Annotated in this window: 21 protein-coding genes and 1 tRNA gene; 12 read left to right on the forward strand and 10 right to left on the reverse strand. The window is 67.9% G+C overall.

All coding sequences use genetic code 11. The features are described from left to right. Positions 1 to 201 precede the first annotated feature (201 nt). Both gyrA and aat read left to right on the forward strand, forming a co-directional pair. On the forward strand, positions 202 to 2,919 hold the full coding sequence (gene gyrA / locus BGO20_RS04760; RefSeq protein WP_465246003.1) for a DNA gyrase subunit A: 2,718 nt from the start codon (positions 202 to 204) through the stop codon (positions 2,917 to 2,919). A gap of 157 nt (positions 2,920 to 3,076) precedes the next feature. Next, the gene (gene aat, locus BGO20_RS04765) at positions 3,077 to 3,763 is read left to right on the forward strand and encodes a leucyl/phenylalanyl-tRNA--protein transferase (protein ID WP_291662270.1); all 687 of its coding nucleotides are present in this window, start codon (positions 3,077 to 3,079) and stop codon (positions 3,761 to 3,763) included. Positions 3,764 to 3,766: 3 nt separating this feature from the next. Here aat and BGO20_RS04770 read toward each other — a convergent pair whose 3' ends face one another. From BGO20_RS04770 to BGO20_RS04795, 6 genes are all read right to left on the reverse strand, one after another. After that, positions 3,767 to 4,105, reverse strand: a complete 339-nt coding sequence (locus BGO20_RS04770; RefSeq protein ID WP_291662268.1) for a GlsB/YeaQ/YmgE family stress response membrane protein — start codon at positions 4,103 to 4,105, stop codon at positions 3,767 to 3,769. Positions 4,106 to 4,265: 160 nt separating this feature from the next. Further along, the gene (gene lpdA / locus BGO20_RS04775) at positions 4,266 to 5,705 is read right to left on the reverse strand and encodes a dihydrolipoyl dehydrogenase (RefSeq protein ID WP_291662266.1); all 1,440 of its coding nucleotides are present in this window, start codon (positions 5,703 to 5,705) and stop codon (positions 4,266 to 4,268) included. Positions 5,706 to 5,723: 18 nt separating this feature from the next. Then, positions 5,724 to 7,067 (reverse strand): pyruvate dehydrogenase complex dihydrolipoamide acetyltransferase, encoded by a 1,344-nt coding sequence (locus tag BGO20_RS04780; protein WP_291662264.1) that lies wholly within the window; start codon positions 7,065 to 7,067, stop codon positions 5,724 to 5,726. Between the two features lie 14 nt (positions 7,068 to 7,081). Next, complete coding sequence (locus BGO20_RS04785) at positions 7,082 to 8,488, reverse strand: pyruvate dehydrogenase complex E1 component subunit beta (protein ID WP_291662262.1); 1,407 nt, start codon at positions 8,486 to 8,488, stop codon at positions 7,082 to 7,084. A gap of 57 nt (positions 8,489 to 8,545) precedes the next feature. After that, a complete protein-coding gene (gene pdhA, locus BGO20_RS04790) occupies positions 8,546 to 9,643 on the reverse strand; it encodes a pyruvate dehydrogenase (acetyl-transferring) E1 component subunit alpha (RefSeq protein WP_291662261.1) in 1,098 nt (365 codons plus the stop codon). 333 nt (positions 9,644 to 9,976) lie between these two features. Further along, positions 9,977 to 10,288: an FtsB family cell division protein gene (locus BGO20_RS04795; protein WP_291662259.1), complete on the reverse strand. Its 312-nt coding sequence runs from the start codon at positions 10,286 to 10,288 to the stop codon at positions 9,977 to 9,979. Positions 10,289 to 10,428: 140 nt separating this feature from the next. On the opposite strand from BGO20_RS04795, the gene BGO20_RS04800 reads away from it, so the two are divergent. Continuing rightward, a tRNA-Lys gene (locus BGO20_RS04800) sits at positions 10,429 to 10,503 on the forward strand. 120 nt (positions 10,504 to 10,623) lie between these two features. Here BGO20_RS04800 and BGO20_RS04805 read toward each other — a convergent pair. From BGO20_RS04805 to BGO20_RS04820, 4 genes are read right to left on the reverse strand one after another with little or no spacing between them, the layout of a single operon-like run. Next, positions 10,624 to 11,451, reverse strand: coding sequence for a sugar phosphate isomerase/epimerase family protein (locus BGO20_RS04805; protein ID WP_291662257.1), 828 nt, complete (start codon positions 11,449 to 11,451; stop codon positions 10,624 to 10,626). Between the two features lie 4 nt (positions 11,452 to 11,455). Beyond that, positions 11,456 to 12,355 (reverse strand): NAD-dependent epimerase/dehydratase family protein, encoded by a 900-nt coding sequence (locus BGO20_RS04810; RefSeq protein WP_291662255.1) that lies wholly within the window; start codon positions 12,353 to 12,355, stop codon positions 11,456 to 11,458. Between the two features lie 50 nt (positions 12,356 to 12,405). Continuing rightward, on the reverse strand, positions 12,406 to 13,263 hold the full coding sequence (locus BGO20_RS04815; RefSeq protein WP_291662254.1) for an IclR family transcriptional regulator: 858 nt from the start codon (positions 13,261 to 13,263) through the stop codon (positions 12,406 to 12,408). Between the two features lie 4 nt (positions 13,264 to 13,267). Next, the gene (locus BGO20_RS04820) at positions 13,268 to 14,314 is read right to left on the reverse strand and encodes a Gfo/Idh/MocA family protein (RefSeq protein ID WP_291662253.1); all 1,047 of its coding nucleotides are present in this window, start codon (positions 14,312 to 14,314) and stop codon (positions 13,268 to 13,270) included. Positions 14,315 to 14,511: 197 nt separating this feature from the next. Here BGO20_RS04820 and BGO20_RS04825 point away from each other — a divergent pair, with 197 nt between their 5' ends. From BGO20_RS04825 to BGO20_RS04865, 9 genes are all read left to right on the forward strand, one after another. After that, positions 14,512 to 15,780 (forward strand): ABC transporter substrate-binding protein, encoded by a 1,269-nt coding sequence (locus BGO20_RS04825; protein WP_291662251.1) that lies wholly within the window; start codon positions 14,512 to 14,514, stop codon positions 15,778 to 15,780. Between the two features lie 75 nt (positions 15,781 to 15,855). Then, on the forward strand, positions 15,856 to 16,725 hold the full coding sequence (locus BGO20_RS04830; protein WP_291662249.1) for a branched-chain amino acid ABC transporter permease: 870 nt from the start codon (positions 15,856 to 15,858) through the stop codon (positions 16,723 to 16,725). Continuing rightward, the gene (locus BGO20_RS04835) at positions 16,722 to 19,244 is read left to right on the forward strand and encodes a branched-chain amino acid ABC transporter ATP-binding protein/permease (protein ID WP_291662247.1); all 2,523 of its coding nucleotides are present in this window, start codon (positions 16,722 to 16,724) and stop codon (positions 19,242 to 19,244) included. The genes BGO20_RS04830 and BGO20_RS04835 overlap by 4 nt, the downstream gene beginning before the upstream one ends. A 32-nt stretch (positions 19,245 to 19,276) precedes the next feature. Then, entirely contained in the window at positions 19,277 to 20,083 is an 807-nt protein-coding gene (locus BGO20_RS04840) for a shikimate dehydrogenase family protein (RefSeq protein ID WP_291662245.1), read from the forward strand. A 9-nt stretch (positions 20,084 to 20,092) separates the two neighbouring features. Further along, positions 20,093 to 21,841: an FAD-dependent oxidoreductase gene (locus BGO20_RS04845; protein ID WP_291662243.1), complete on the forward strand. Its 1,749-nt coding sequence runs from the start codon at positions 20,093 to 20,095 to the stop codon at positions 21,839 to 21,841. Next, entirely contained in the window at positions 21,841 to 23,559 is a 1,719-nt protein-coding gene (locus tag BGO20_RS04850) for an FAD-dependent oxidoreductase (protein ID WP_291662241.1), read from the forward strand. Before BGO20_RS04845 ends, BGO20_RS04850 begins: the two co-directional genes overlap by 1 nt. 18 nt (positions 23,560 to 23,577) lie before the next feature. Continuing rightward, entirely contained in the window at positions 23,578 to 24,192 is a 615-nt protein-coding gene (locus tag BGO20_RS04855) for an NIPSNAP family protein (RefSeq protein ID WP_291662239.1), read from the forward strand. 14 nt (positions 24,193 to 24,206) lie between these two features. Continuing rightward, a complete protein-coding gene (locus BGO20_RS04860) occupies positions 24,207 to 25,061 on the forward strand; it encodes a sugar phosphate isomerase/epimerase family protein (RefSeq protein WP_291662237.1) in 855 nt (284 codons plus the stop codon). Beyond that, positions 25,058 to 25,765, forward strand: coding sequence for an SDR family oxidoreductase (locus tag BGO20_RS04865; RefSeq protein WP_291662235.1), 708 nt, complete (start codon positions 25,058 to 25,060; stop codon positions 25,763 to 25,765). The genes BGO20_RS04860 and BGO20_RS04865 overlap by 4 nt, the downstream gene beginning before the upstream one ends. Positions 25,766 to 25,774 lie beyond the last annotated feature (9 nt).

A 25,774-nucleotide genomic window follows, 5' to 3' on the forward strand; every position in this document is an offset into this window, starting at 1 on the left:
GTAACGCCATGAAATTGCGAAGGAAATTTTTGCTTGGACAGAGACGGCTTTTGCTGGCGCGAAAGGCCGGAATAGGGTAGCCAGAAGCCTGAAAACGAACAGGAATCGGGATAGTCCCAGTTGAGCGACGAGAACGACGACAAGCGCGACGACGCCCCGGATTTCGGCGGCGACATCAAGCCGATCGCAATCACCGACGAGATGAAGAAGAGCTATCTCGATTACGCCATGAGCGTGATCGTGAGCCGCGCTCTGCCCGATGTCCGCGACGGCATGAAGCCCGTCCACCGCCGCATCCTCTATTCGATGTGGGAGAACAACCACACGCCGGACCGCAAGCACGTCAAGTCGGCGAACATCGTCGGCGCCGTGATGGGTCAGTATCACCCCCATGGCGACCAGGCGATCTACGACGCCCTGGTGCGCATGGCGCAGCCCTTCTCGATGCGGCTGCCTCTGGTCGACGGCCAGGGCAATTTCGGCTCGATCGACGGCGATCCGCCGGCGGCGATGCGCTACACCGAAAGCCGGCTCGACAAGTCGGCGATGCCGCTGCTCGACGACCTCGACCGCGACACCGTCGATTTCCAGCCGAACTACGACGACAGCCGCAGCGAGCCGAGCGTGCTGCCGGCGAAGTACCCGCAGCTCCTCGTCAACGGCGCCGGCGGCATCGCAGTCGGCATGGCCACCAACATCCCGCCGCACAATCTCGGCGAGGTTATCGACGCCTGCGTCGCCTATATCGACGATCCCGAGATCTCGATCGAGGACCTCAACGAGATCATCCCGGGTCCCGATTTCCCGACCGCCGGCCAGATCATGGGCAGGAGCGGCATCCGTTCCGCCTACCAGACCGGGCGCGGTTCCATCGTGATGCGGGCCAAGACCCATATCGAGGAGCTGCGCAAGGAGCGCGAGGCGATCATCGTCACCGAGATTCCCTATCAGGTGAACAAGGCGACGATGGTCGAGAAGATCGCCGATCTCGTCCGCGAGAAGCGGATCGAGGGCATCTCCGACCTGCGCGACGAGTCGAGCCGCGAGGGTATCCGCGTCGTCATCGAGATCAAGCGCGATGCCGTCGCCGACGTCGTGCTGAACCAGCTCTACCGCTTCACCCCGCTGCAGACCTCCTTCGGCGCCAACATGGTGGCGCTGAACGGCGGCCGCCCGGAGGTGCTGAACCTCAAGGACTTCATCGTCGCCTTCGTCGAGTTCCGCGAGGAGGTGGTCTCCCGGCGCACGCGCTTCCTGCTCAACAAGGCCCGCGAGCGCGCTCATGTGCTTTGCGGCCTCGCCACCGCCGTCGCCAATATCGACGAGGTCATCCGCCTCATCCGCACCGCGCCGACGCCGGCCGACGCGCACGAGTCGCTGATGGCGCGGGATTGGCCGGCCGATGATATCGCGCCGCTGATCGCTCTGGTCGACGATCCGCGCCACCCGATGAACCCGGACGGCACCTACCGGCTTTCCGACGCGCAGGCGAAGGCGATCCTGGAGCTGCGCCTCGCCCGCCTCACCGCTCTGGGCCGGGACGAGATCGGCGACGAGTTGGAGAAGCTCGCCAAGGAGATCGCGGATTATCTCGATATCCTGCGCTCGCGCGTACGCATCCAGGACATCGTCAAGGCCGAGCTCGCGGAGGCCAAGGCCGCCTTCGCCACGCCGCGGCGCACCGAGATTCAGGATTGGGGCTCCGATCTCGACGACGAGGACCTGATTGCCCGCGAGGACATGGTCGTCACCGTCAGCCATGGCGGCTACATCAAGCGTGTGCCGCTCTCGACCTATCGGGCGCAGCGCCGCGGCGGCAAGGGTCGCTCCGGCATGTCGACCAAGGACGAGGATTTCGTCTCGCGCCTCTTCGTCGCCAGCACGCACACGCCGGTGCTGTTCTTCTCCTCCGAGGGACAGGTCTACAAGGAGAAGGTCTGGCGGCTGCCGCTCTCGGCGCCGAACGCCCGTGGCAAGGCGCTGGTCAACATGCTGCCGATCGAGGCCGGTGAGCGCATCACCACGATCATGCCGCTGCCGGAGGACGAGGCGAGCTGGGAGACGCTCGACGTGATGTTCGCCACCGCCTCGGGCGGGGTGCGCCGCAACAAGCTCTCCGACTTCGTCAACGTCAACCGCGCCGGCAAGATCGCGATGAAGCTCGACGAGGGCGACCACATCGTCGACGTGCAGATCTGCACCGAGAACGACGATGTGCTGCTGACCACCGCCGACGGCCAGTGCATCCGCTTCGCGGTGCCGGAGGTGCGCGTTTTCAAGGGGCGCGATTCGACCGGCGTGCGCGGCATCAACCTGGCCAAGGGCGACGAGGTGATCTCGCTCGCGATCCTGCGCCATCTCGATGCCACGCCCGATGAGCGCGCCGCCTATCTCAAGCGGGCGGCGGCGGCCCGCCGGGCCCTGACCGGCGAAGTCGAGGAAGGCTCCGAAGCTGCGGCTGTGATCGAGGCCGATACCGAGGAGAGCGCGGGCGATATCGAGCTCGGCCAGGAGAAATACGCCGCCATGGGCGCGGCCGAGCAGTTCATCCTGACGATCTCGGAACGCGGCTACGGCAAGCGCACCTCGTCCTTCGAGTACCGGGTGACCGGGCGCGGCGGCAAGGGCATCGTGGCGATGGTCGTCAACGACCGCAACGGCAAGCTCGTCGCCTCCTTCCCGGCCATCGACTCGGACCAGTTGATGCTCGTCACCGATGGCGGCCAGCTGATCCGCGTGCCGGTCGATGCCGGGTCGGACAATCGCATCCGCATCGCCGGCCGCTCGACGCAAGGTGTGACGGTGTTCAACACCGCCAAGGACGAGAAGGTCGTGTCGGTCGAGTGCATCAACGACGATGGCGAAGGCGATGACGAAGCCGGCGACGAGCCGGCGGGCAGCGAACCGTCCGAAGGCTGATCGGGACGGTGCCGTCCAACCTCATTCCCGGGCGAAGCGAAGCTTCAGCCCGGGACTCTCGAGCCGGATGAGGCGATGCCCCCGGCCAAGCCCGGCATGATGGACCGGCATTGCGCTTCCGTTTGACTTAAGCCCTGCTGCGCGTTCCCATCCTTTCATGAAAGCCCGCTCCGTCCCCGTGCGCACGCCCGCCATCACGCCGGAGATCATGCTGCGCGCCTACGCGGCCGGCATCTTCCCGATGGCCGAGACCGCCGACGATCCCGGCCTGTTCTGGGTCGAGCCGGAATGGCGCGGTGTCATCCCGCTCGACGGCTTTCATCTGTCGTCGCGGCTCGCCCGCACCCTCCGTTCCGACCGCTTCGAGGTTCGCGTCGACAGCGATTTCGCGGCCGTCATTGCGGCCTGCGCCGAGGAGCGGCCGGACCGGCCGGAAACCTGGATCAACCGCCGCATCCGCGAGATCTTCGGCGAGCTCTTCACGCTGGGCCATGCCCACACGGTCGAGTGCTGGCGCGAGGGGCGGCTTGTTGGCGGACTCTACGGGCTGTCGCTCGGCGCGGCGTTCTTCGGCGAGAGCATGTTTCACCGCGAAACGGATGCCTCGAAAGTGGCGCTCGTCCACCTCGTCGCGCGTCTGCGGCACGGCCGTTACCAGCTGCTCGACACCCAGTTCCAGACCGGCCATCTCGCCCAGTTCGGCACCATCGAGATCCCGCGCGACGCCTATCGCCTCAGGCTGGAAGAGGCGCTGCAGCACCAGGGCAACTGGTTCGCCTGGCCCGCCGCCGCGACCGTGACGGGAGAAGAGGCGCTGGCGGCGCTGCGCGACGGTCCCGCCTGAACCTCAGGCGATGAAGCGCGCCAGCAGGATGACGAGGATCGCGCCCAGTACCGCCATTCCGGCATCGTCGAGGAAGCCGTAGCCTGTGTTCAGCCGCCAGCCGGTCAGGCGCACGATGCCCTGCCCGACCAGCATGCCGAGCACGCCGACCACCGCATGCCGGATCAGCCCGCCGCCGCCGACCACGAGGCTCGCAATGAAGCCGATGACGGTTCCCGAGGCGACCGTCGGCACGATGACGCTCCAGTCGAGCGGCAGGGTTCGGCGCGGCGGCAGGATCTCGACCTCTTCATCGCGGACGACGCGGTCGGGCTTGGGCGATTTGCGGGTGCGTGGCGGCATCGGCGCAATATGATGGCGGGCGCCTTGCTCGCCAAGCGCCGGGAGCCATCATTCTCGGGGCGAAGCGAAGCTTCGACCCGAGAATCTCTGGCCGGATGGGCCTCCGGAGCCAGCTTGTCGCGGGACGCTCGGGTCCAGGTCGAGCAAGACGCGCGTCGAATCAGGCGTTCAGCACCTTGCCATAGGCGTCGAGCACGCTTTCCTTCATCACCTCCGACAGGGTCGGATGCGGGAAGATGGTGTGCATCAATTCTTCCTCGGTGGTCTCGAGGTTCATCGCGACGACGAAGCCCTGGATCAGCTCGGTGACTTCCGGGCCGACCAGATGGGCGCCCAGCAGCTTGCCGGTCTTGGCGTCGAAGATCGTCTTCGCAAGCCCCGAATCCTCGCCGAGCGCGACCGCCTTGCCGTTGGCGACGAAGTTGAAGCGACCGACCTTGATCTCGTGGCCGGCGGCCTTTGCCTTCGCCTCGGTCAGGCCGACGCTGGCGATCTGCGGGTGGCAATAGGTGCAGCCCGGGATCATCAGCTTGTCCATGGGATGCGGATGCAGCCCCTTGATCGCCTCGACGCAGATCACCGCCTCGTGCTCGGCCTTGTGGGCCAGCATCGGCGGGCCGGCGACGTCGCCGATCGCGTAAATGCCCTTCACATTGGTCCGGCAGAAATCGTCGATGACGATGCAGCCGCGATCGGTCTTCACGCCGAGCGTCTCGAGCCCGATATTCTCGATATTGCCGACCACGCCGACAGCCGAGATCATCCGATCGGCGGTGATCGTCTGCTTGCCGCCCTTCTCGTCCTCGATATGGGCGGTGACGGAGTCCGCTGATTTCTCGACCTTCGTCACCTTGGCGCTGGTGATGATCTTCATCCCCTGCTTCTCGAAGGCTTTTCGCGCGAAGGCGCCGATCTCGGCATCCTCCACGGGCACGACCTGCGGCAGCACCTCGACCACCGTCACATCGACGCCCATCGTCCGGTAGAACGAGGCGAACTCGATGCCGATGGCGCCGGAGCCCATCACGAGCAGGGATTTCGGCATCTTGGCCGGAACCATCGACTCGAAATAGGTCCAGATCAGCTTGCCGTCGGGCTCGAGGCCGGGCAGCGCACGCGGCCGGGCGCCGGTGGCGACGATGATATGGTCGGCGGTATAGCTGCCCTCGCCCTTGGCGCCCTTCGGGATCGGCCCCTGCGGTTGCATCGCCGGCTTCTTGGTCGGCGCAACCGTGATCGTGCCGGGCTTGGCGAGCTTGGCCTCGCCCCAGATCACGTCGACCTTGTTCTTCTTCATCAGGAACTGGACGCCGTTGTTCATCCTGACCGCGATGCCGCGCGAGCGCTTCACCACCGCTTCCAGATCGGCCTTGAAGGAACCTTCCAGGACGAGCCCGTAATCCTTGGCGTGCTCGCCATAGTGCAGGATCTCGGCCGAGCGCAGCAGCGCCTTGGTCGGGATGCAGCCCCAGTTCGAGCAGATGCCGGCGAGATGCTCGCGCTCGACGATCGCGGTCTTGAAGCCGAGCTGCGCAGCCCGGATCGCCGCGATGTAGCCGCCGGGGCCGGAGCCGATGACGATGATGTCGTAGTCAGCCATGGTCTCTCTCCCGCAGCCTCAGACCAGCATCGCCATGGGCTTCTCGATATAGCCCTTGAACGCCTGCAGCAGCTCGGCGCCGAGCGCACCGTCGACGGCGCGGTGGTCGGTCGAGAGCGTCACCGACATCACCGTCGCGACGGCCGGCTGCCCGCCCTTGACGATGACGCGCTGCTCGCCGGCGCCCACCGCCAGGATGGTCGCATGCGGCGGGTTCACCACCGCGGCGAAGTCCTTGACCCCGAACATGCCGAGATTGGAGACCGCCGTCGTGCCGCCCTGATACTCCTCGGGCTTCAGCTTGCGGGCCTTGGCGCGGGCCGCCATGTCCTTCATCTCGTTGGAGATCTGCGACAGGCTCTTGTGGCAGGCATCGCGGATGATCGGCGTGATCAGCCCGCCGGGGATCGAGACGGCAACGCCGACATCGGCATGCTTGTGCTTGAGCATGGCGCTTTCGGTCCAGGAGACGTTGGCATCCGGCACGGCCTTCAGCGCCAGAGCCAGCGCCTTGATCACCATGTCGTTGACCGAGAGCTTGTAGGCCGGCTTGCCGTCCTTCTCCGGCGCCGCCGCATTGAGTTCCGCACGCAGCTTCAGCAGCGCGTCGAGCTCGCAATCCACGGTGACGTAGAAATGCGGAATCGTCTGCTTGGCTTCGGTCAGACGGCGCGCGATCGTCTTGCGCATGCCGTCATGCGGGATCTCCTCGTAGGATCCCGGCTCGAACAGCTTCTTGACCTGCTCGTCCGAGGGGCCGGCAGCCAGCGGCGCGGCCGCAGGCTTAGCCGCCGCCGGGGCGGCAGCGGCCGGGGCGACCTTGGCACCGCCACCCTTCTTGGCCGCCTCGACATCCTTCTCGACGATGCGGCCATGCGGGCCGGAACCCGCGATGGCGGCGAGATCGAGCCCGGCCTCCTTGGCGATGCGGCGTGCCAGGGGCGAGGCGAAGGCGCGGTTGCCGTCAGCCTTCGCCGGAGCGGCGGCCGGTGCCTCGGGCGCCTTGGCGGGAGCGGGAGCCGCTGCCGGCGCGGCTTCGGCCTTTGCAGGCTCGGACTTGGGAGCCTCAGCCTTCGGAGCAGCGCCGGCGGCCGGGGCGGAGACGCTCTTGGCGTCCTCGCCCTCGCCGGCGATCACGCCGATAATCTCGTTGACGGCGACGTCTGCCGTGCCTTCCGGCACCACGATCTTGGCGAGCACGCCCTCGTCGACCGCCTCGACCTCCATCGTCGCCTTGTCGGTCTCGATCTCGGCGATGATGTCGCCGGACTTGATCGTGTCGCCTTCCTTCTTCAGCCACTTGGCGAGATTGCCCTTCTCCATCGTCGGAGAGAGCGCGGGCATCAGGATGTTCGTCGGCATCGGTCAGCCCCTTCTCAGCGATAGCAGACGGCCTTGGCCGCCGCGACGACCTCGCCGATATTCGGCAAGGCGAGCTTCTCGAGGTTCGCGGCGTAAGGCATCGGCACGTCCTTGCCGGTGACGCGGGCGACGGGGGCGTCGAGATAGTCGAAGGCCGCCTCCATGATCTTCATGCCGATCTCGGCGGTGACGCCCGACTGCGGGAAGCCCTCCTCCACCGCGACGCAGCGATTGGTCTTCTGCACCGAGGCGACGACCGTCTCGATATCCATCGGACGGATGCTGCGCAGGTCGATGACCTCGGCCTCGATGCCCTCCTTGGCCAAAGCCTCGGCGGCGCCGAGCGCATAGGTCATGCCGATGCCGAAGGAGACGATGGTCACGTCCGTGCCGGGACGCACCACCTTGGCCTTGCCGATCGGGATGAGGAAATCGTCGCCCTTCGGCACGTCGAAGGACTTGCCGTACATGATCTCGTTTTCGAGGAAGATCACCGGGTTCGGGTCGCGGATCGCGCTCTTCAGCAGGCCCTTCGCGTCCGACGCGCTGTAGGGCATCACCACCTTCAGGCCCGGTACGTTGGAATACCAGGCGGCATAGTCGTGGCTGTGCTGGGCGCCGACGCGGGCGGCCGCGCCGTTGGGACCGCGGAAGACGATCGGGCAGCCCATCTGGCCGCCGGACATGTAGAGCGTCTTGGCGGCGGAGTTGATGATCTGGTCGATCGCCTGCATCGCGAAGTTGAAGGTCATGAACTCGACGATGGGGCGCAGGCCCGACAGCGCCGCGCCGACGCCGATGCCGGCGAAGCCGTGCTCGGTGATCGGCGTGTCGATGACGCGCTTGGCGCCGAATTCCTGCAGCAGCCCCTGCGTGACCTTGTAGGCGCCCTGGTACTCCGCGACCTCCTCGCCCATCACGAAGACGTCCTTGTCGCGGCGCATCTCCTCGGCCATCGCGTCGCGCAGGGCCTCTCGCACCGTCTGGCTGACGATTTCGGCACCGGCCGGGAACTCCGACGAGGCGTCATAGGACTTGGCCTGCGCCGGCACGGCTTCGGGCTTGCTGGCAGCCGGGGCGGGCTCGCTCGTGGCGGCCGGCGCTTCCGCCTTCGGCTCCGCCGGCTTTTCCGGCGCGGACGCCGAAGCGGCGCCGCTGGCCGCAGCGCCGACATCCTCGCCCTCGGCCGCGATCACGCCGATCTTGGTGTTGACGGCGACATTCTCGCTGCCGTCCGGGATCAGAATCTTGGCGAGGATGCCTTCATCCACTGCCTCGACCTCCATCGTCGCCTTGTCAGTCTCGATCTCGGCGATGATGTCGCCCGCCTTGACCTGATCGCCTTCCTTTTTCAGCCACTTGGCCAGTTTTCCTTCCTCCATGGTGGGAGAAAGGGCAGGCATGAGAATGTCGATCGGCATGAACGCACCCGGATTCGTAAGACGCGGGGAAAGGCGGAAGCGGCGGCGGCGCGGGCGTCAGCCCTGCGCCGGCTCCAGCAGGATGTCCGTGTAGAGCTCGGACGGATCGGGCTCGGGATCATGCGTCGCGAATTCGGCCGCGTCGTTGACGATCTCGCGGACCTTGGCGTCGATCGCCTTCAGCTCGTCCTCGCCGACCTTGAACTCGCGGATCAGGCGTGCGCGGACCTGCTCGATCGGGTCGTGCTCCTCGCGCATGCGCTGGACCTCGTCCTTGGAGCGGTACTTCGCCGGGTCGGACATCGAATGGCCGCGATAGCGATAGGTCTGCATCTCCAGGATGTAGGGGCCCTTGCCGGAGCGGGCATGCTCGATGGCGCGCTGGCCTGCCTCGCGTACGGCCCGGACATCCATGCCGTCGACCTGCTCGCCCGGGATGTTGAAGGAGATGCCGCGGCGCGAGAAATCGGTCTGCGCCGAAGCGCGGGTCACCGCGGTGCCCATGGCGTAGCGGTTGTTCTCGATCACGAAGACGACCGGCAGCTTCCAGAGCTCGGCCATGTTGAAGCTCTCGTAGACCTGGCCCTGGTTCGCGGCGCCATCGCCGAAATAGGTCATCGAGACGGTGCCGTCGCCGCGATACCAGTCGGCGAAGGCCAGGCCGGTGCCGAGCGAGACCTGCGCGCCGACGATGCCGTGGCCGCCATAGAAATTCTTCTCGCGGCTGAACATGTGCATCGAGCCGCCCTTGCCGCGCGAATAGCCGCCGCGCCGGCCGGTCAGCTCCGCCATCACGCCGCGCGATTCCATGCCGCAGGCCAGCATATGGCCGTGGTCGCGATAGCCTGTGATGACCTGGTCGCCGTCCTTCGACGCCATCTGCATGCCGATGACGACGGCTTCCTGGCCGATATAGAGATGGCAGAAGCCGCCGATGAGGCCCATGCCGTACATCTGGCCCGCCTTCTCCTCGAAGCGCCGGATCAGCAGCATCTCGCGATAGGCGTGGAGATCTTCGTCCTTGCTGAAGGGAGTGACGTTGCTGGGGGCCGGAGCCGCCTGTCCGGCTCCCTCCTTGGCCGAGCGGGCCTTCGCCGGCTTGGCGGCCGCTTTCGATGGGGCGGGAGCTTTCGATTTACGCGCAGCAACAGCCATAGACGATCCTCCAAGGGCCTTCGACCTTTGTTGTAGAGGATCGAAAAAACCTTGGCGAGCACGCTGTCTCGCAGTGCAGCATTAGCTAAGTCACTGTCTTATATAGAGATTCAGATCGTAACTGATTTCGAGTTAATTGATACGACTGGAACTAAAAGCCGGCTTTCCCGCTGGTGTGCGTTCCGCGCGCGAGGGTGCCTCTGCGGCCCCATCGCCCCCGGCGTGCGAGTTTCTGCAACATGGGTTCCAACAGGCGGCCCCATGGGGCGGGCAAAGCGGCACGGCGTTCGCGCCGCCGGCCGATCGAGAGATGCGCCGGAACGCGCTACGGGGTCAGCGCCCCATGATCACCACGTCGTTCTTGTGGGTCCGGCCGAGCATGGCCCGCGTCGTCTCCTCGAGGAGGTCGCGGTCGATCGAATCGTCCCGGACCAGCGTGAGTCTCTGTTCCCAGGATTTGCGCTCGGCGGTCAGCGCCGCCAGTTCGACCTCCATCTCCCGCAGCGATTCACGGATCGCCCCGCGCGCCTCGAGGCCGCGTGCGCCGTGCTGCGCATGGAACAGGAAATAGCTGACCGCCAGCGCCGACACCGCGTACAGTGCGAGCGTCACGAAGACGGAGCGAAGACCGCGACGGATGACCATGGTCAGACGCTAGGACGACGTGGTTTCCGGCCGGTTAACGTTTTTCGCAAACCGCCTTGCATAACGCCGCGGTCGTGGCGTCGCCTGCACCGAACATGTTGACCCCTGCCCCGCTCCTCCGTATGTCAGCGGGCCTGTGAGGGCGGGTAGCTCAGTGGTAGAGCACGTGACTTTTAATCATGTGGTCGTGGGTTCGATCCCCACCCCGCTCACCAGCACAGCCCGGGTCCGGATCGCGGCACTCCCCGGCCCGGCCGGTGGCCGGTGCAAGCTTTCGCGGGCCTGAGGAAGAAGCAAGCGCGCTGCGCCCATGAGCTGACGCGCCCCGTAGCCTGTCAACTCCACGGCCCCTGCTGGAAGCTCCAGCCGTCCCGCACCAGCCTTTGCGCGCCCTCGATCAGGCCCTGCAACGGGTTGTCTGACAGGATTTCGAGAACGACGGGCCCTTCATAGGCCTGCCGCCTCAACTCGCCGCCGATCGCGGTGAAATCGATCTCGCCGCTGCCGATCGGATCGTGACGCCACTGGCCGAGCGGGCTGTCGGACAGGTGCACCGCGCGCAGCCGCGGGCCGAGCGTCGCGAGCCCCGCGACCGGGTCCTCGCCGATGGCGACGGCATTGGCGACATCGTAGATCACGCCGACGTCCCGATACTCCTCCGCATCGAGGAAGCCGCGAATCGTTGCGGCATCGGCGAGCAGGCCTTGCGGATGATTCTCGAGGCCCACGCCGAGGCCGCGGCGTCGCGCCTCCGCGACGATCGCCCGGAATGCGGGCCGAAAGCTCTCCATGAGCCGGTCGTTGGCTCGGGCCAACAGCGCGTGGCGGCGGCCGGAGCCGACGCAGACGTCGACGGCCCCCAGTTCGGCACAACGCGCGACGAGCCGGCGGTAGGCGTCAACGGCGAAACTCACGACCTCGCTGGACGGGCTTGCCAGATTGATGTCGCTGCTGGCGAGGTCGCCGGCCACGACCCGCAGCCCGTAGCGCGCGATGACGGCGCGCAACCGTGTCGTGCGGGGGGCGTCGTCGCGCCAGGGGTCGAAATGCGGCGGCGCGGCCATGAGCTGCACGTCGCGGAAGCCGGCCGCCCCGAGCGTCTCGAACGCGGCCTCGGCGCTGTCCTGCCAGACGAAGCCGAAGGTGTGCGCGGCGAGTTGCATCGGATCACAGGCTTCCATCGCGATAGAAGGTGAAGGTGCGCGCGATGCCGTCCCGCAGCGGCGTGAACGGCACGTCGGGAAGGACATCCCGCAAGGGTCCCTCCGCGATGTCGGGGGCAGAGGGCATCGCTGCGCCGCCGGTGCGGATGTCGCAATCCGGCGCAAACTCGCGCAGCGCCGCGATGACGTCCTCGGGCGTCGCCTGCTCGCCGATCATGTTGAAGACATGGGCTCCGGGAACGTCGTGCCGCAGGGCGCTCTCATAGGCTGCGGCGACGTCGTCGACATAGACCAGCCCGGCCGCCCCTTCATAGGGAAAGACATAGGCCTCGCCCCTTGCCGCGGCGCGGCAGGCCAGGCTCGGCCCCGCGCTCAGGCCGCTCTCGCGCCCGGGGCCGTAGACGACATAGGGCCGGAAACCGATGCTCGAGAGCCCGTGATCGGCGAAATAGGCGCGTGCGCTGCCCTCGCAAGCGAGCTTGAATGCGCCGTACTGGGAGACCGGAACCGGATTCTCGCCGCTCTGCGGGCCGTAGACGCCGGCGCTGCTGGTATAGACGACCTTTGGGATGCCGTGGCGCAAGGCGGCCTCGAAGACGTTCAGCGTGCCGATCAGGTTCACCGCGGCGCCGCGGATCGGGTCCTCCTTGCAGGCCAGCGTCAGGATGCCGGCCAGATGGATGATCGCGTCGCAGCCGCGGGCGGCCGACGCCACCGCCTCGGCGTCGGTGATGTCGCCATGCACCCACTCGCAGTCGGCCGCGAACCGGGCGCCGGCGATCGCCGCCAGGAGGTCGCCGCTCCCGGCACGGTCGAGGATGCGAACGCCGTCGCCCTGGCGCGACAGGCGGCGGCAGATCCAGGCGCCCAGGAAACCGGCACCTCCGGTCACGAGAATCTGCAAGCGAACCTCCTCCTTGAGCCGTCGATCCTGCCCGACGCGACGCCGATGGCTCAACCGAAGAACGGGTCCTGCGACCGCCCTCGCGCCAGGCCGGGGCTCGCCGCCATGGCCAGCGACAGTTCGCGCGCAGCGCTCAGCAATTGCGGGGACAGCGACAGCATCTTGTCTTCGGTCAGCCTGATATGCGGGCCGGCGATGACCACGGCGCCGACAACCTCGCGCGTCTGCGGATGGCGGATCGGCGCCGCCGTCGCGTTCATCCACGGCGAGTAGGTCTGGACGACCAGTCCGAAGCCGCGCTTGCGTGCCTGGCGCAGATATTTGAGCAGCGCGGCTTGCGTCTGCGGGGCACGCGGCCCGAACTCCTCGCGCGAGCCGTAGCCTTGCCGTTCGACCAGGGCGATCGCCTCCTCCTCGGGAAGGCAGGAGAGCCAGGCATGCCCGCTCGCCGAGCAGGAGAGCCGGCCAACCTGCCCCATGTCGGGATCGTAGCGCAGGCCGAAGGGCGAGCCCTGCGACTTGGCCACCCAGACGAGATCGCGGCCATCGATCAACGCGAGACGGACGAGTTCCGCCGATTCCCGCGCGAGACGGTCGAGGATCGGCTGGGCGAGGTCCGAGACGCCCGCTCCGGCCAGGAAGGTAAAGGCGAGCGAGGCGATCTTGGCCGTCAGCTCATAGGTGCCGTGATGGCGCTCCTGTCGCACATAGCCGTGCTCGGCGAGGCTGGCCAGCACGCGATGGGTCGCGCTGCGAGGGATCTTCAGGCGCTCCGCGATCTCGAACAGCGGCAGCCCGCGCGCGTTCATGGCGAGCAGCTCGAGGACGCCGAGTGTGCGCTCCAGCAGACCGCTCGGCGCGGTCTCCGTCGCCTCCGGCGGGACTTCTTCCTCGATCTGCTTCACCATGGTCCTATCCAAAATCCATCTCCAGTCGTCGTCTCTGGCGCGCCGCCTCCTGAACGGCAAGGGTGACTGTGAGCGTCCGGGTGGCGTCGGCGGCGTCGATCAGCGGCCGGACACCATTGCGGGTGACGTCGAGCAGATGCCGAAGCTGGCGCCGGTAGGGGCTTTCCGGCTCGACCGGCAGCACCGCGTGCGTGAGGCCGGCGAACCAGCTCTTCTCACCGTCGTAGCGCCAGTGTTCCAGCGACGGCAACGCGAGCGAGCCTTCGGTGCCCGAGATGAAGTGCGAGTTCACCGGCTTCGCCTGCGGGGGGTAATTCGGCAGTTCGCCGGAAGCCAGGTCCCAGCTCCAGGGCGTCACCGCCGTGTCCGAGAGGCTGATCGTGACCAGGCCACCGTTCTCCAGCTCGAGCAGCACGGCAGCAGTATCCTCGACCGGCAGCCCCCTGACCTTCCCGGACGTAACCGCCTGCACGGCGGCGACCTCGCCGCAGACGAAGCGGATCAGGTCGATCTCATGGATCAGGTTGATCAGCACCGGCCCGCCGCCCGGCTCGCGGCGCCAGGCCAGGTCGAAATAGGCGTCGTGCTTGTAGAATGTGTACAGCACGGTGGCATTCGTCAGCCGCCCGAGCGCACCGCCCCGCACCATCTCGCGGGCCTTTGCGATCACCGGATTGTGCCGTCGGTGATGCCCCACCAGCACCGGTACGCCGGCGCTGGCCGAGGCGGCGGCGAGCGCCTCGCCTTCAGCCACGGTAACGGCGACGGGCTTCTCGATCAGGGAGGGAAGACCGCGGTCGATCGCGGCGAGGCCGATGTCCAGATGGGTCTGGTTGGGCGTCGCGACGATCAGGGCCTCGATTCCGCCGGCATCGAGCAGTGCGCCGTGGTCGGGATACCAGGCGAGGCCGCGCTCCCTGCAGAACTGGCGGCCCGCCTCGGTCGGGTCGGCGACGCCTGCGACCGTCGCGAAGCCGCTCCCGGCGATCACCTCCGCATGCATGCGGCCGATGGCCCCTGCCCCGACGATCCCGATCGACAGTGGGTTCATGGCATTCCTCCCGAGGCATTTATGCCGTGGCGGCGCAGCCGCCGTCAACTGATAATGGAATCCGATTCCAATTTTGAATTTTGAAGTGGAATCAGATTCCATTTATGCTACAGCCCTGCTGCCGGTCGGCCCGCTGCAACGGACGGGAAACAAGAAATCGGCTCCGGCAAGGGAACGCCACAGCAAGGGAGGACGTCGTGACCGACGCTCGCAAACCAATCCTCAATCGTTCGATCGGGCGCCGCAGCCTGCTTCTCGGCGCGGGCTCGCTCGGCGCCGCCGGCCTGATCGCCCCCCGGCTGGGCATGCCGTATATCGGCAACGCCGCCGCGGCCGAGCCGATCAAGATCGGCATGATCTGGGCCAAGACCGGCAATATCGTCGACCAGGCCGAATATCTCGCTCAGGGCGGCATGCTGGCGCTGGAGCAGCGCAACAACATGCTGCTCGGGCGCCCGGCCGAGCTCGTCTGGCTCGACGAGCCCAACCCGCAGGGCGCGCAGCAGAATGCCGAACGGCTGGTCGGCGAGCACAAGGTCGCCGGCATCGTCGGCGGCGCACTGTCCTCCTTCGCGCTGGCGATCTCCTCCGTCGCCAACAAGGCGAAGGTGCCCTATGTCGCCGCGAACGCCGCGGCCGGCGAGATCACCGGAAAATCCTGCAACAAATATACCTTCCGGCTGCAGCCGCCGGTCGAGGTGCATACCCGCGTTCTCGCGCCCTATTGCAAGGACATCGGCAAGAAATGGTACCTCCTGACGGCGGCTTACGCCTTCGGCCAGGACATCAAACGCTCGTTCGAGGAATATGCCAAGGCCAACGGCATCACCATCGTCGGCGCCGACGAGGTGCCGGTCAGCACGCCGGACTACTCGTCCTTCATCCTGAAGATCCGCGCCGCCAAGCCCGATGTCGTCATCGGCGGGCTCTCGGCCAGCGACCTGACCACCTATCTCAAGCAGTGGAACGAGCTCGGCATGCGCGGCAAGATCCCCTTCGCGGAGATCTCGGTCGGCAACACCGATCTGTGGGGCGTCGGGCCGGAGGCCGCCGACGGGCTCTACACCCTGACCTGGTACTACAAGAACCCGAACAATCCGCCCGAAGAGCAGGCCATGGCGGCGGCCTATGAGAAGAAATACAACCGCCCGGCCGCCGACAAGGCCTGGATGGGCTGGCTCGGCATGAAGTCCCTGCTCGACTCGATCGAGGCGGCCAAGTCCACGGACTCCGCGGCGATCGTCGCCGCGCTGGAGAAATGGCACGTCAAGCGCGGCGATCTCGACACCGGCTACCGCCCCTTCGACCACCAGATGGTGAACCGCCTGCTGGTCGCCGGCATCAAGCCGAAGATCACCGACAAATGGGACTACTTCGACATCAAGGCGGAGCTGCCGAAGACCCAGGCCGACATCGACGCGGCCTTCGGCAGCCAGGCCGACAGCGCCTGCAAGATGACGGGCTGACGCCCCGCGACCCGTCGGCCGGGGTCGATGCGATCCCGGCCTCCCTTTCTTCGCGCCTTCGCGGGAGCGTCCGCCATGCTGGACATGATCCTGTCCCAGACCGTCAACGGTCTGGTTCTCGGCTTTCTCTACGTTCTGATCGCGGTCGGGCTGTCGATCATCTTCGGCCTGCTCGGCATCGTGAATTTCGCCCACGGCGCCTTTTTCGCGCTCGGCGCCTATTTCGCCCTGGTCCTCGCCCGTGAGTTCGGCTGGTGGGCCGCTCTGCTGGCGCCGCTTCTCACCGGCGCGGTCGGCATGATCGTCGAGGTCGTGCTGATCCGCCATCTCTACGGCAAGGAGCCGCTGCTCGGCCTGATCCTGACCTTCGCGCTGGCGCTGCTGATCGAGGCGATCCTGCGCATGGTCTTCGGCGGGGCGCCCCTGCCCTTCAGCGCGCCGCGCTTCCTCTCGGGCTTCGTCGAATACGGTCCGATCCTGCTGACCAAATACCGGCTCTTCGTGCTCGGGGTCACGGTCGCGGCACTCGTCGCCTTCTGGGCGTTCCTGACCTACACGCCCTTCGGCCGCATCATCCGTGCCGGCTCGCGCGATGCCGAAATGGTCGGCCTGCTCGGCATCAACCTGCCGGTCGTGTTCAGCTTCGTCTTCGGCATCGGCTGCCTGCTGGCCGGGCTCGCCGGGCTGCTCGCCGCCCCGCTCTGGACGGTGACGCCCTCCATGGCGGCGAGCGCGATCATGCCGGCCTTTGTCGTGGTCACCATCGGCGGTCTCGGCTCCTATGCCGGGGCCATCATCGCCGGCCTGCTCGTCGGCATCACCACCGCGATGACCATCCAGTTCCAGCCCGAATGGGCCGGTGCGGCGATGTATGTGCTGATGGCGGCGATCCTGCTCCTGCGCCCGCGTGGCCTGTTCGGCGAAAAATGGGAGCGCTTCGAATGAGCCTTCGCGCCCTGCTCACCCATCCGGTCCTCTGGGTCGGCCTCGTCCTCTGCGGCCTGACGGCGCTCTGGCTCGCGCTCGGCGCGCCGGTCGGCCTGATCACCCAGATCGCGATCTACACGCTCTACGGCATGGGGGTGAACCTGCTCGTCGGCTATACCGGGCTGGTTCCCTTCGGCGCCTCCGTCTTCTTTGGCTGCGCCAGCTATGCCGCCGCCTTCTTCGTGCTCGGGCGGATCTCCGGCGACCTCGGCGGCATCGTGCTCTCCACCGTATTCTCGCTGGCGCTCGGTCTCGTGCTGGGCGCGCTGATCCTGCGCCGCAAGGGGCTCTATTTCTCGCTGCTGACGCTGGCCTGCTCGCAGATCGCCTTCGAGGTCGCCTTCAAATGGACAGCCGTGACCGGCGGCGAGAACGGGCTCCAGGGCGTGGCGCGCCCGAGCTTCCCGAGCGATCTCGGCTTCCACGGCTTCGTCATCGCCTGCGTCCTGGCGGGCGTCTGGCTGCTCTGGCGCATCCTGCATGCGCCCTTCGGCCGGGCGCTGCAGGCCGTGCGCGACAACGAGCAGCGCGCCCGCAGCCTCGGCTTCAACGTCTATCTGCTGCGGCTCGGCGCCTTCGTGCTGATGGCGGGCTTCGTCGGCTTTTCCGGCGCATTGCTGACCTTCCTGCTCCAGGGCGTCTACGCCAACAATCTGAGCTGGCAGCATGCCGGCGACGCGTTGCTGATGACCGTGCTCGGCGGCGTCCACCATTTCCTCGGCCCGCTCTGGGGCGCGATCGGCTTCATCATCCTGGAGAACCGGCTTTCGGCCGTCACCGAGAACTGGTGGTTGATCTTCGCGCCGATCCTGATCCTGTTCGCGCTGCTCTCGCCGGAGGGCATCACCGGGCTGGCGCAGCGCCTCTTCGGCCGCCAGCGCTGGACGCTGACGCGCAACACGATTCCCCCGCGCCCGGCCGTGATCGAGCCCTATGTCAGCGCCGCGCAGGCGATGGACCCGGACAGGCCGATCCTGGAGACGCGCAAGCTCTCCAAGCAGTTCGGCAGCCTCGTCACCGCCAGGGAGATCGACCTCCAGGTCCGACCCTTCGTGCTGCACTCGATCATCGGCCCCAACGGCGCCGGCAAGACGACCTTCTACAACATGCTGACCGGCGTGCTGCCGCCGAGCGCGGGACAGGTCTTCTTCGAGGGACGCGACATCACCAGGCTCCCGATGCATGCCCGTGCCCGGCTCGGCATCGCCCGCTCCTTCCAGATCCTCTCGATCTTCCCGAACCTGACCGTGTTCGAGAATGTCCGGATCGCGGTGCAGGCCCAGCGCCGCGGCGCCCGTGGCCTGCTGCGCGACGCCCATGCCGATGCCGAGGTCAACGCCCGCACCTGGTCGCTGCTCGATGCGGTCGGCCTCGTCGACCACGCAGCCGAGCCGAGCCAGGACCTGCCGCACGGCGCCAAGCGCCTGCTCGAGATCGCGGTGACGCTGGCGATCGAGTCGAAGCTGCTGCTGCTCGACGAGCCGCTCGCCGGCCTCGCCGAGGCGGACCGCATCGTCGTCGCCGACCTGATCCAGCGGCTGGCGCAGCGCCATGCCGTGCTGCTGATCGAGCACGACATCGACCGGGTGCTGGCGATCTCCGACCGCATTTCCGTCCTGCATCAGGGCCGGATGATCGCGGACGGCAAGCCGGCCGACGTCGCGCGCAATCCCGAGGTGATCGCCGCCTATCTCGGCGCCGCCAAGGATGGCGAGCGGGCGACCGCTCCCGCCGTGGACCGCTCCGGCGCGAAGACCGACGCCGTGCTGCTCGAGGCGAAAGGCATCGCCGTCGGCTATAGCGGCAGCACCGTCCTCTCCGGCGTCGACATCGCGATCCGCGAGGGCGAGGCCGTCGCCCTGCTCGGCCGCAACGGCGTCGGCAAGACGACGCTGCTGCGGGCGCTGACCGGCAGCCTGCCGCTCGACGCAGGCTCGATCCGCTTCGCCGGAACCGACCTGCGCAGGCTCAAGCCCTTCGAGATCAACCGGCTCGGCATCTCGCTGGTGCCGGAGGGGCGGCGCCTGTTCCCGAACCTGACCGTGACCGAGAACCTGCTGCTCGCCCAGCGCCCCGGTGGGATCAGCCTGGAAGAGGCCTTCGCCCTGTTCCCCCGCCTCAGGACGCGCCAGGCGGCGAAGGCGGAGAACCTGTCCGGCGGCGAGCGCCAGATGGTGGCGATCGCCCGCGCGCTGATGGTGCCCAGCAAGCTCGTTCTGCTCGACGAGCCTTTCGAGGGGCTGGCGCCAGCCGTCGTCAACGAGGTCATGGAAGCGCTGGTCAAGCTGCGCGGCCGCGTCGCCATGGTCATCGTCGAGCACCATGCCGAGCTCGTGCTGCCGATCGCCGACCGCGCCTATGTGCTGGTCAACGGCCAGGTCGCATTCGAAGGCGAGGCAACCGAGCTGGAGCATGACGAAGCGACGCAGGCCCGCCTGCTCGGCGTCGTCGAGACCGAACCGCAATGCGCCGCCTGAACGGCGGCGCGTCAGCATCCGAGGACAACGCCATGGACTTCCAGATCACCGGGGCGACCCGCCTCAACGTCATCGTCGGCGAGCCGATCGCGCAGGTGAAATCGCCCGGCGGCATGACCGCGGCCTTCGCCGAGCGCGGCCATGACGGCATCGTCGCGCCGGTCCGCGTGGCGCCCGATCATCTCGAGGCCTTCCTCAAGGCCGCCGACCACGTGCCGAATCTCGATGGAATCATCGTCACGGTGCCGCATAAGTTCGCCTGCCATCGGCACTGCGTCAGCGCGACCGAGCGCGGCGATTTCCTCGGCGCGGTCAATATCATGCGACGGCGCAAGGATGGCGGCTGGCATGGGGAGATGGTCGACGGCGTGGGCTTCGTCGGTGCGGTCAAGGCCAATGGCGGCCAGCCGCAGGGCAAGCGCGCACTGCTGGTCGGTGCCGGCGGCGCGGGCTCGGCCATCGCCCTCGCGCTCGTCGATGCCGGCGTCAGCGAGCTTGCGATCCATGATGCGGACACCGCCCGCCGCGACAGCCTGATCGAGCGGCTGAACAGCAAGGGCAAGGCGAAGGTCTTCGCCGGCTCGCCCGACCCGACCGGATTCGATCTCGTCGCCAATGCCACGCCCGCCGGCATGAAGCCGGGCGACGCGCTGCCGGTCGAGGTCGACAAGCTCTCGCCCGAGACCTTCGTCGGCTGCGTCATCACCGTTCCGGCGATCTCGCCGCTGATCGAGGCGGCCCGCGCCCGCGGCTGCCGCACCTCGACCGGCACGCAGATGTATCAGGCGCTGCAGAACGCGATGGTCGAGTTTCTGCTCGCGGGCGAGCGCATCGGCTGAGGCAGGTCAATGTTCACGACCCTGAAGAATGTGCCGGAGCAACCGGAATACGATCTCGTCGTCGTCGGCTCGGGCGCCGCCGGGCTGTCCGCCGCGGTCTTCGCCGCGATCGAGGGGCGCTCCGTCCTGGTGATCGAGCGCACGGACCATGTCGGCGGAACCAGCGCGCTCTCCGCCGCGACGACCTGGGTGCCGAACTCGCTGCATGCGGAGAAGGTCGCGACCGGCGACAGCATCGAGCAGGCCGCCCGCTTCCTCGACGGCGTCGTCGGCAACCGCACCTCGTCCCGCTTGCGCGACGCCTTCCTGCGCGCCGGCCCCGAGGCGATCGCCACGCTCGAGAGCCGGACCGACGTACATTTCCGGCCCTACCCGACGCATCCCGATTATGAATCCGATGTCGAGGGCTCGACCTTGCGCGGGCGAGCGCTGGAGCCGGTGGCCTTCGACGGCCGGCAGCTCGGCGCCGACATCGACCGCATCCGCCCGCCGATCCCGGAATTCACGCTGTTCGGTGGCATGATGATCGACCGCACCGATATCGGCCACCTGCTCAACCTGCGCAAATCCTGGGCCTCCTTCCGGCATGCCGCGGGCATCATCGGTCGCTACGGCGTCGATCGCCTGCGCAAGCGGCGCGGCACGCGCCTCGTCATGGGCAACGCGCTGATCGGCGGCCTGCTGCTGACCCTCAAGAAGCATGGCGGCACGGTCGTGACCGCCTGTTCGGTCGACGAGCTCCTGACCGGGCCGGAAGGCGTTATCGGCGTGAATGCCGTCCAGGGCGATCTTCGCCGCGAGATCAGGGCCCGGCTCGGCGTCGTGCTCGCGGCCGGCGGCTACAATCGCCATCCGCAGCGGCGCGCCGAGATGCTGAACGAGCCGGTGCCGTCCTTCAGCCCGGCCGCGCCAGGCCATACCGGCGCGATGCAAGATCTGGCGCTCAGGCTCGGAGCGCGCTTCGGCGAGAGCAATCTCGACAACGCCTATTGGGCGCCGGTCTCGACCCGCAAGCGCTCCGACGGCACCACCGCCGTCTTCCCGCATTTCGTGCTCGACCGTAGCAAGCCGGGCACCGTCTGCGTCGACCAGGGCGGGAGGCGCTTCGTCAATGAATCGACCTCCTACCACCTGTTCAGCCGCGCGATGTTCGAGGCCAACCGCAGCCGGCCGACCATCCCCTGCTGGATCGTCACCGATGCCGACGGATTGCGCCGCTATGGGCTCGGTATGGTCCGCATGGGCACGAAGAACCTGCAGCCCTTCCTCGCCGACGGCTATCTCGTCGAGGCGTCCTCGATCGTCGAGCTCGCCGGCAAGATCGGCGCCGATCCGGCGGCGCTGTCAGAGACGATCGCCCATATGAACGACTACGCCCGCACCGGCGTCGATCCGGAGTTCGGTCGCGGCACCACCGACTATCATCGCGTCAATGGCGACGCCTCGCGCGGCCTTCCCAATCCGACGCTGGGACCGATCGCGACCGCGCCCTTCTACGCGGTCAAGCTGACCCCCGGCGATATCGGCGCCGCAACGGGGCTCGTCATCGACGAGGATGCTCAGGTGCTGGGTGAAGGCGACCGTCCGATCGGCCGGCTCTATGCCTGCGGCAACGAGGCGAACTCGATCATGGGCGGCACCTATCCGGGCCCGGGCATCACCATTGGCCCGGCGATCACCTTCGCCTTCCGCGCGGTGCGCCATGCGCTGGGCTCTCCGGTTTCGTCGCGGGCTTCCGCGCCCGGACAGGCCGCCTGATGAAGCAAACCCTGCCGCAATCCTGCGACCTGCTGGTGATCGGCTCGGGCGCTGGAGGCCTTGCCGCGGCCGTGACCGCGGCGGCGCTCGGCCTCGATGTCGTCGTCGTCGAGAAGGAAAGCCGGTTCGGCGGTACGACCGCCTGGTCGGGCGGCTGGATGTGGCTTCCTTGCAACCCGCTCGCCCGCGCCGCCGGCATCGAGGAGGATGAGGAAACCGTCCGCACCTATCTGCGGCACGAGCTCGGCGCGGATTACGACGAGGCCCTCGTAACGACGTTGCTGGAACAGGGGCCGCGCATGGTCGCCTTCTTCCAGCGCGAGACGGCCGTCGACTTCATCGACGGTAACCAGATCCCGGATTTCCACGGCAAGAGCCCCGGTGCCGGCACCGGCGGCCGCTCGCTCTGCGCCAAGCCGTTCGACGGACGCGCGCTGGGCGCACGGCTCGAGGATCTGCGACCACCGCTGGAGGAAGTCGCCCCCTTCGGCATGAATATCGGTTCGGGCGCCGACCTCAGACATTTCCTCAATGCCACGCGCAAGCTGCCGTCCTTCCTTCATGTCCTGCGTCGTCTCGCCCGGCACTTCGCCGATCGTGCGCGGCATGGCCGCGGCCGGCATCTGGTCAACGGCAATGCGCTTGCGGCACGGCTCCTGAAATCCGCCGACGATCTCGGCATCGTGCTGCAGAACAACACCGCGGCCATCGAATTGCTGCGTGACGGAGACCAGATCGCCGGCGCGATCGTCGAGATGGGCGGACGCCGGCAGGCGATCCGCGCCTCGCGCGGCGTCGTGCTCGCCACCGGCGGCTTCCCGCATGACACGGCGCGGAAGGCTGCGCTGTTCCCGCATGCGCCGACCGGGCGTGAGCACTGGTCGGCCGCTCCTTGCGCCAACACCGGCGACGGCATCCGGCTCGGCGAAAGCGTCGGCGGCCATCTCGAAGCCGATCTGCCCGACGCCGGAGCCTGGGCGCCTGTCTCGCTCGTTCCGAAGCCAGGCGGCAAGACCGGCCGCTTCCCGCATCTGATCGAGCGCGCCAAGCCCGGCGCGATCATGGTGCGTCGGGACGGGCGCCGCTTCTGCAACGAGGCGGATTCCTATCATGACGTGATGCAGGCACTTTTCGCCGCCACGACATCCGACGAGCCGGCGGAGTGCTGGCTGGTCTGCGACCATGCCTTCCTGCGTCGTTACGGGCTCGGCCGGGTCAGGCCCCGCCCCTTCCCGATCGGGCCGTGGCTGCGCAACGGCTATCTGAAGCGCGGCGACACGCCCGCGGCGCTGGCCCGGGCCTGCGGCATCGACGCGGCCGGGTTTTCCGCGACGCTCGCCAGCTATAACCGCGACGCCGCGCGGGGGCTCGATCCCGCCTTCGGCCGCGGCGACACGCCCTACAACCGGGTGCAGGGCGATCCGGAGCACCAGCCCAACCCTTGCGTCGCGCCGATCGGCCCCGGCCCCTTCTATGCGGTCAAGATCGTCGCCGGCAGCCTCGGCACCTTCGCCGGCTTGAAGACGGATGCCAGCGCCCGCGTGCTCGGGCCGGGCGATGCGCCGATCCCGGGGCTCTATGCGGTGGGCAACGACATGTCGAGCATGATGGCGGGGCGCTATCCCGCCGGCGGCATCACGCTTGGGCCCGCCATGACCTTCGGCTACGTGGCCGCCCATCACGCCGGCGGCGTGCCCCTGACCAACAACCGCTCCTGAACGACGGGAAGACAGATCATGCGCTATGAAATCGCCACCCTCACCGTCCGCCTCGGCAAGGCGGCTTCCGTGGTCGCCGCCATCGACGCGGCGCTGAAGGAGAGCGGCGCGAAGGGGCAGCTGCTCGGCTGCTGGACGAGCGAGATCGGCAGGCTCAACCAGATCTTGGTGTTGCGCGGCTTCGCCGACGAGCCCGAGCTCCGGCAGGAGCGCGAGCGCATGCTCGCCGGCAGCAATCCCTTCGGCTGCGGCGAGGATATCGAGGCGCTCGCCTTCGACAGCTATGCGCCCTTCCCCTTCCTGCCCCCGGTCGCGATCGGCAAGTTCGGTTCGGTCTATGAGATCCGCACCTACAAGCTGAAGCATGGCGGCGTACCGCCGACCATCGCCGCCTGGGAGGCCGCCGTGCCGGCCCGCGTCGCGCTCTCGCCGCTCGTCATCGCCATGTATGCGCTGGATGGGCCGCCGCGCTTCACCCATATCTGGCCCTTCGCCAGCCTCGACCAGCGCGCCGCTGTCCGGGCCGATTCCGTGGCCAAGGGCATCTGGCCGCCGAAGGGCGGGCCGCAATGGCTGACCGGCGAGATGTATTCGACGATCGCGCTGCCGACCGCGATCTCCCCCCTCGCCTGAGCCGGAACGCGACGATGCCGACGATCTCGCTCGCCTATCTCACCACCGTACCGCTGCCCCCGCCCGAGGCCATCCGCCTCGCGGCCGAGCTGGGCTATCACGCCGTCGGCCTGCGCTCCCTGCCGGCGGCGCCGGGCGGCGATGCCAGCCCGCTGATCGAGGATGCCGCCTTGAGGGCCGAAACGCGCCGGGCGATCGCCTCGGGCGTGCCGGTCTTCGACATGGAGATCGTCCGGCTTGGGGCCGACTTCACGGTCGAGAGGTTCCGGCCTTTCCTCGATCTCTGCGGCGAACTCGGCGTCCGCGCGATCCTGACCGCCGGCGACGACCCGGATGAATCTCGCTTGACCGCCTCCTATGCGGCCTTCTGCGAGGCCGCCGCCGCCTACGATCTCACCGCCAATCTCGAATTCATGCCCTGGACCCGTGTACCGGATGCACGCGCGGCCCTGCGTATCGTCGAGGCCGCCGGACAGCCGAACGGACGCGTCCTGGTCGATGCGCTCCACGCCGGACGCTCGCGCACTACACTGGCGGACCTCGCCGCCATCCCGGCCGGCCGGTTGAGCTATGCCCAGATCTGTGACGCTCCCGGCGAAATTCCGGCGACCGACGAGGGCCTGATCCACACGGCCCGGCAGGCACGGCTGCTGCCCGGAGAAGGCGGCATCGACCTGGTCGGCATCTTCAGCCAGCTGCCCGCCGAATTGCCGATCAGCGTCGAGGTGCCGCATCTCGAGCGGACGGCGCGGCTGGGCGTGCGCGAATGGGCCCGGCAGGCCCTGGATGCGGCGCGCGCTACTCTCGACGCCCGTGACGAAGCGGTCGTCGGCGGCGCCTCGCTGCGCCAGAAAGAAACGACACGATGAACGCGATCGACCTGAACCGGCGCATCGCCCTTTTGACCGGCGGTGGCGGCGGCATCGGCCGCGCCGTGGCCGAACGCTTCGCCGCCTCCGGCGCGACCGTGATCGTCTGGGACCTGGCCGGCCCGGCCGACGAGCGCATCGACGTCACCGACGAGGCGGCCGTGACGGCCGCGATGCAGCGCCTGCTCGCCCGCCATGGCCGCCTCGACATCCTGGTCAACTGCGCGGGCATCACCGGCCCCAATCTGCGGATCGAGGACTACCCGCTGGCAGACTGGCAGCGCACCGTCGACATCAGCCTGAAGAGCACCTTTCTGTGCTGCAAGGCCGCCGTTCCGGCGATGCGGGCGCAGAACAGCGGGCGCATCGTCAACCTCGCCTCGATCGCGGGCAAGGAAGGCAACGCGACGATGACGGCCTATTCCGCCGCCAAGGGCGCCGTCATCGCGCTGACCAAGGCGCTCGGCAGGGAACTGGCCGACACCGGCATCCGCGTGAACTGCGTGGCCCCGGCCGTGATCGCCACGCCGATGAACCAGCAGATGACGCCGGAGGCCTATGCTGCGGTGGTCGCGAAGATTCCGCTCGGCCGCCCGGGCCAGCCGGAAGAGGTCGCGGCGATGATCGCATGGCTGGCGTCCGACGAGTGCTCGTTCTCCACCGGCGCCTGCTTCGATTTGTCCGGCGGTCGCGCTACCTATTGAGTCGCCTCG

This window comes from Allobosea sp. 67-29, assembly GCF_001898115.1.
In the GTDB taxonomy this organism is placed as follows: Bacteria; Pseudomonadota; Alphaproteobacteria; order Rhizobiales; family Beijerinckiaceae; genus Allobosea.

Bases quoted from the DNA above. Each gene is read 5' to 3' on its own strand.
- BGO20_RS04830 (WP_291662249.1), top strand. From the start codon at position 15,856: ATGCTGGACATGATCCTGTCCCAGACCGTCAACGGTCTGGTTCTCGGC.
- BGO20_RS04820 (WP_291662253.1), bottom strand. From the start codon at position 14,314: ATGAACCCACTGTCGATCGGGATCGTCGGGGCAGGGGCCATCGGCCGC.
- BGO20_RS04835 (WP_291662247.1), top strand. From the start codon at position 16,722: ATGAGCCTTCGCGCCCTGCTCACCCATCCGGTCCTCTGGGTCGGCCTC.
- pdhA (WP_291662261.1), bottom strand. From the start codon at position 9,643: ATGGCTGTTGCTGCGCGTAAATCGAAAGCTCCCGCCCCATCGAAAGCG.
- lpdA (WP_291662266.1), bottom strand. From the start codon at position 5,705: ATGGCTGACTACGACATCATCGTCATCGGCTCCGGCCCCGGCGGCTAC.
- BGO20_RS04845 (WP_291662243.1), top strand. From the start codon at position 20,093: ATGTTCACGACCCTGAAGAATGTGCCGGAGCAACCGGAATACGATCTC.
- BGO20_RS04805 (WP_291662257.1), bottom strand. From the start codon at position 11,451: ATGCAACTCGCCGCGCACACCTTCGGCTTCGTCTGGCAGGACAGCGCC.
- BGO20_RS04840 (WP_291662245.1), top strand. From the start codon at position 19,277: ATGGACTTCCAGATCACCGGGGCGACCCGCCTCAACGTCATCGTCGGC.
- BGO20_RS04780 (WP_291662264.1), bottom strand. From the start codon at position 7,067: ATGCCGACGAACATCCTGATGCCCGCGCTCTCTCCGACGATGGAGAAG.
- BGO20_RS04795 (WP_291662259.1), bottom strand. From the start codon at position 10,288: ATGGTCATCCGTCGCGGTCTTCGCTCCGTCTTCGTGACGCTCGCACTG.
- BGO20_RS04815 (WP_291662254.1), bottom strand. From the start codon at position 13,263: ATGGTGAAGCAGATCGAGGAAGAAGTCCCGCCGGAGGCGACGGAGACC.
- BGO20_RS04785 (WP_291662262.1), bottom strand. From the start codon at position 8,488: ATGCCGATCGACATTCTCATGCCTGCCCTTTCTCCCACCATGGAGGAA.
- BGO20_RS04770 (WP_291662268.1), bottom strand. From the start codon at position 4,105: ATGCCGCCACGCACCCGCAAATCGCCCAAGCCCGACCGCGTCGTCCGC.
- gyrA (WP_465246003.1), top strand. From the start codon at position 202: ATGAAGAAGAGCTATCTCGATTACGCCATGAGCGTGATCGTGAGCCGC.
- BGO20_RS04865 (WP_291662235.1), top strand. From the start codon at position 25,058: ATGAACGCGATCGACCTGAACCGGCGCATCGCCCTTTTGACCGGCGGT.
- BGO20_RS04850 (WP_291662241.1), top strand. From the start codon at position 21,841: ATGAAGCAAACCCTGCCGCAATCCTGCGACCTGCTGGTGATCGGCTCG.
- BGO20_RS04855 (WP_291662239.1), top strand. From the start codon at position 23,578: ATGCGCTATGAAATCGCCACCCTCACCGTCCGCCTCGGCAAGGCGGCT.
- aat (WP_291662270.1), top strand. From the start codon at position 3,077: ATGAAAGCCCGCTCCGTCCCCGTGCGCACGCCCGCCATCACGCCGGAG.
- BGO20_RS04860 (WP_291662237.1), top strand. From the start codon at position 24,207: ATGCCGACGATCTCGCTCGCCTATCTCACCACCGTACCGCTGCCCCCG.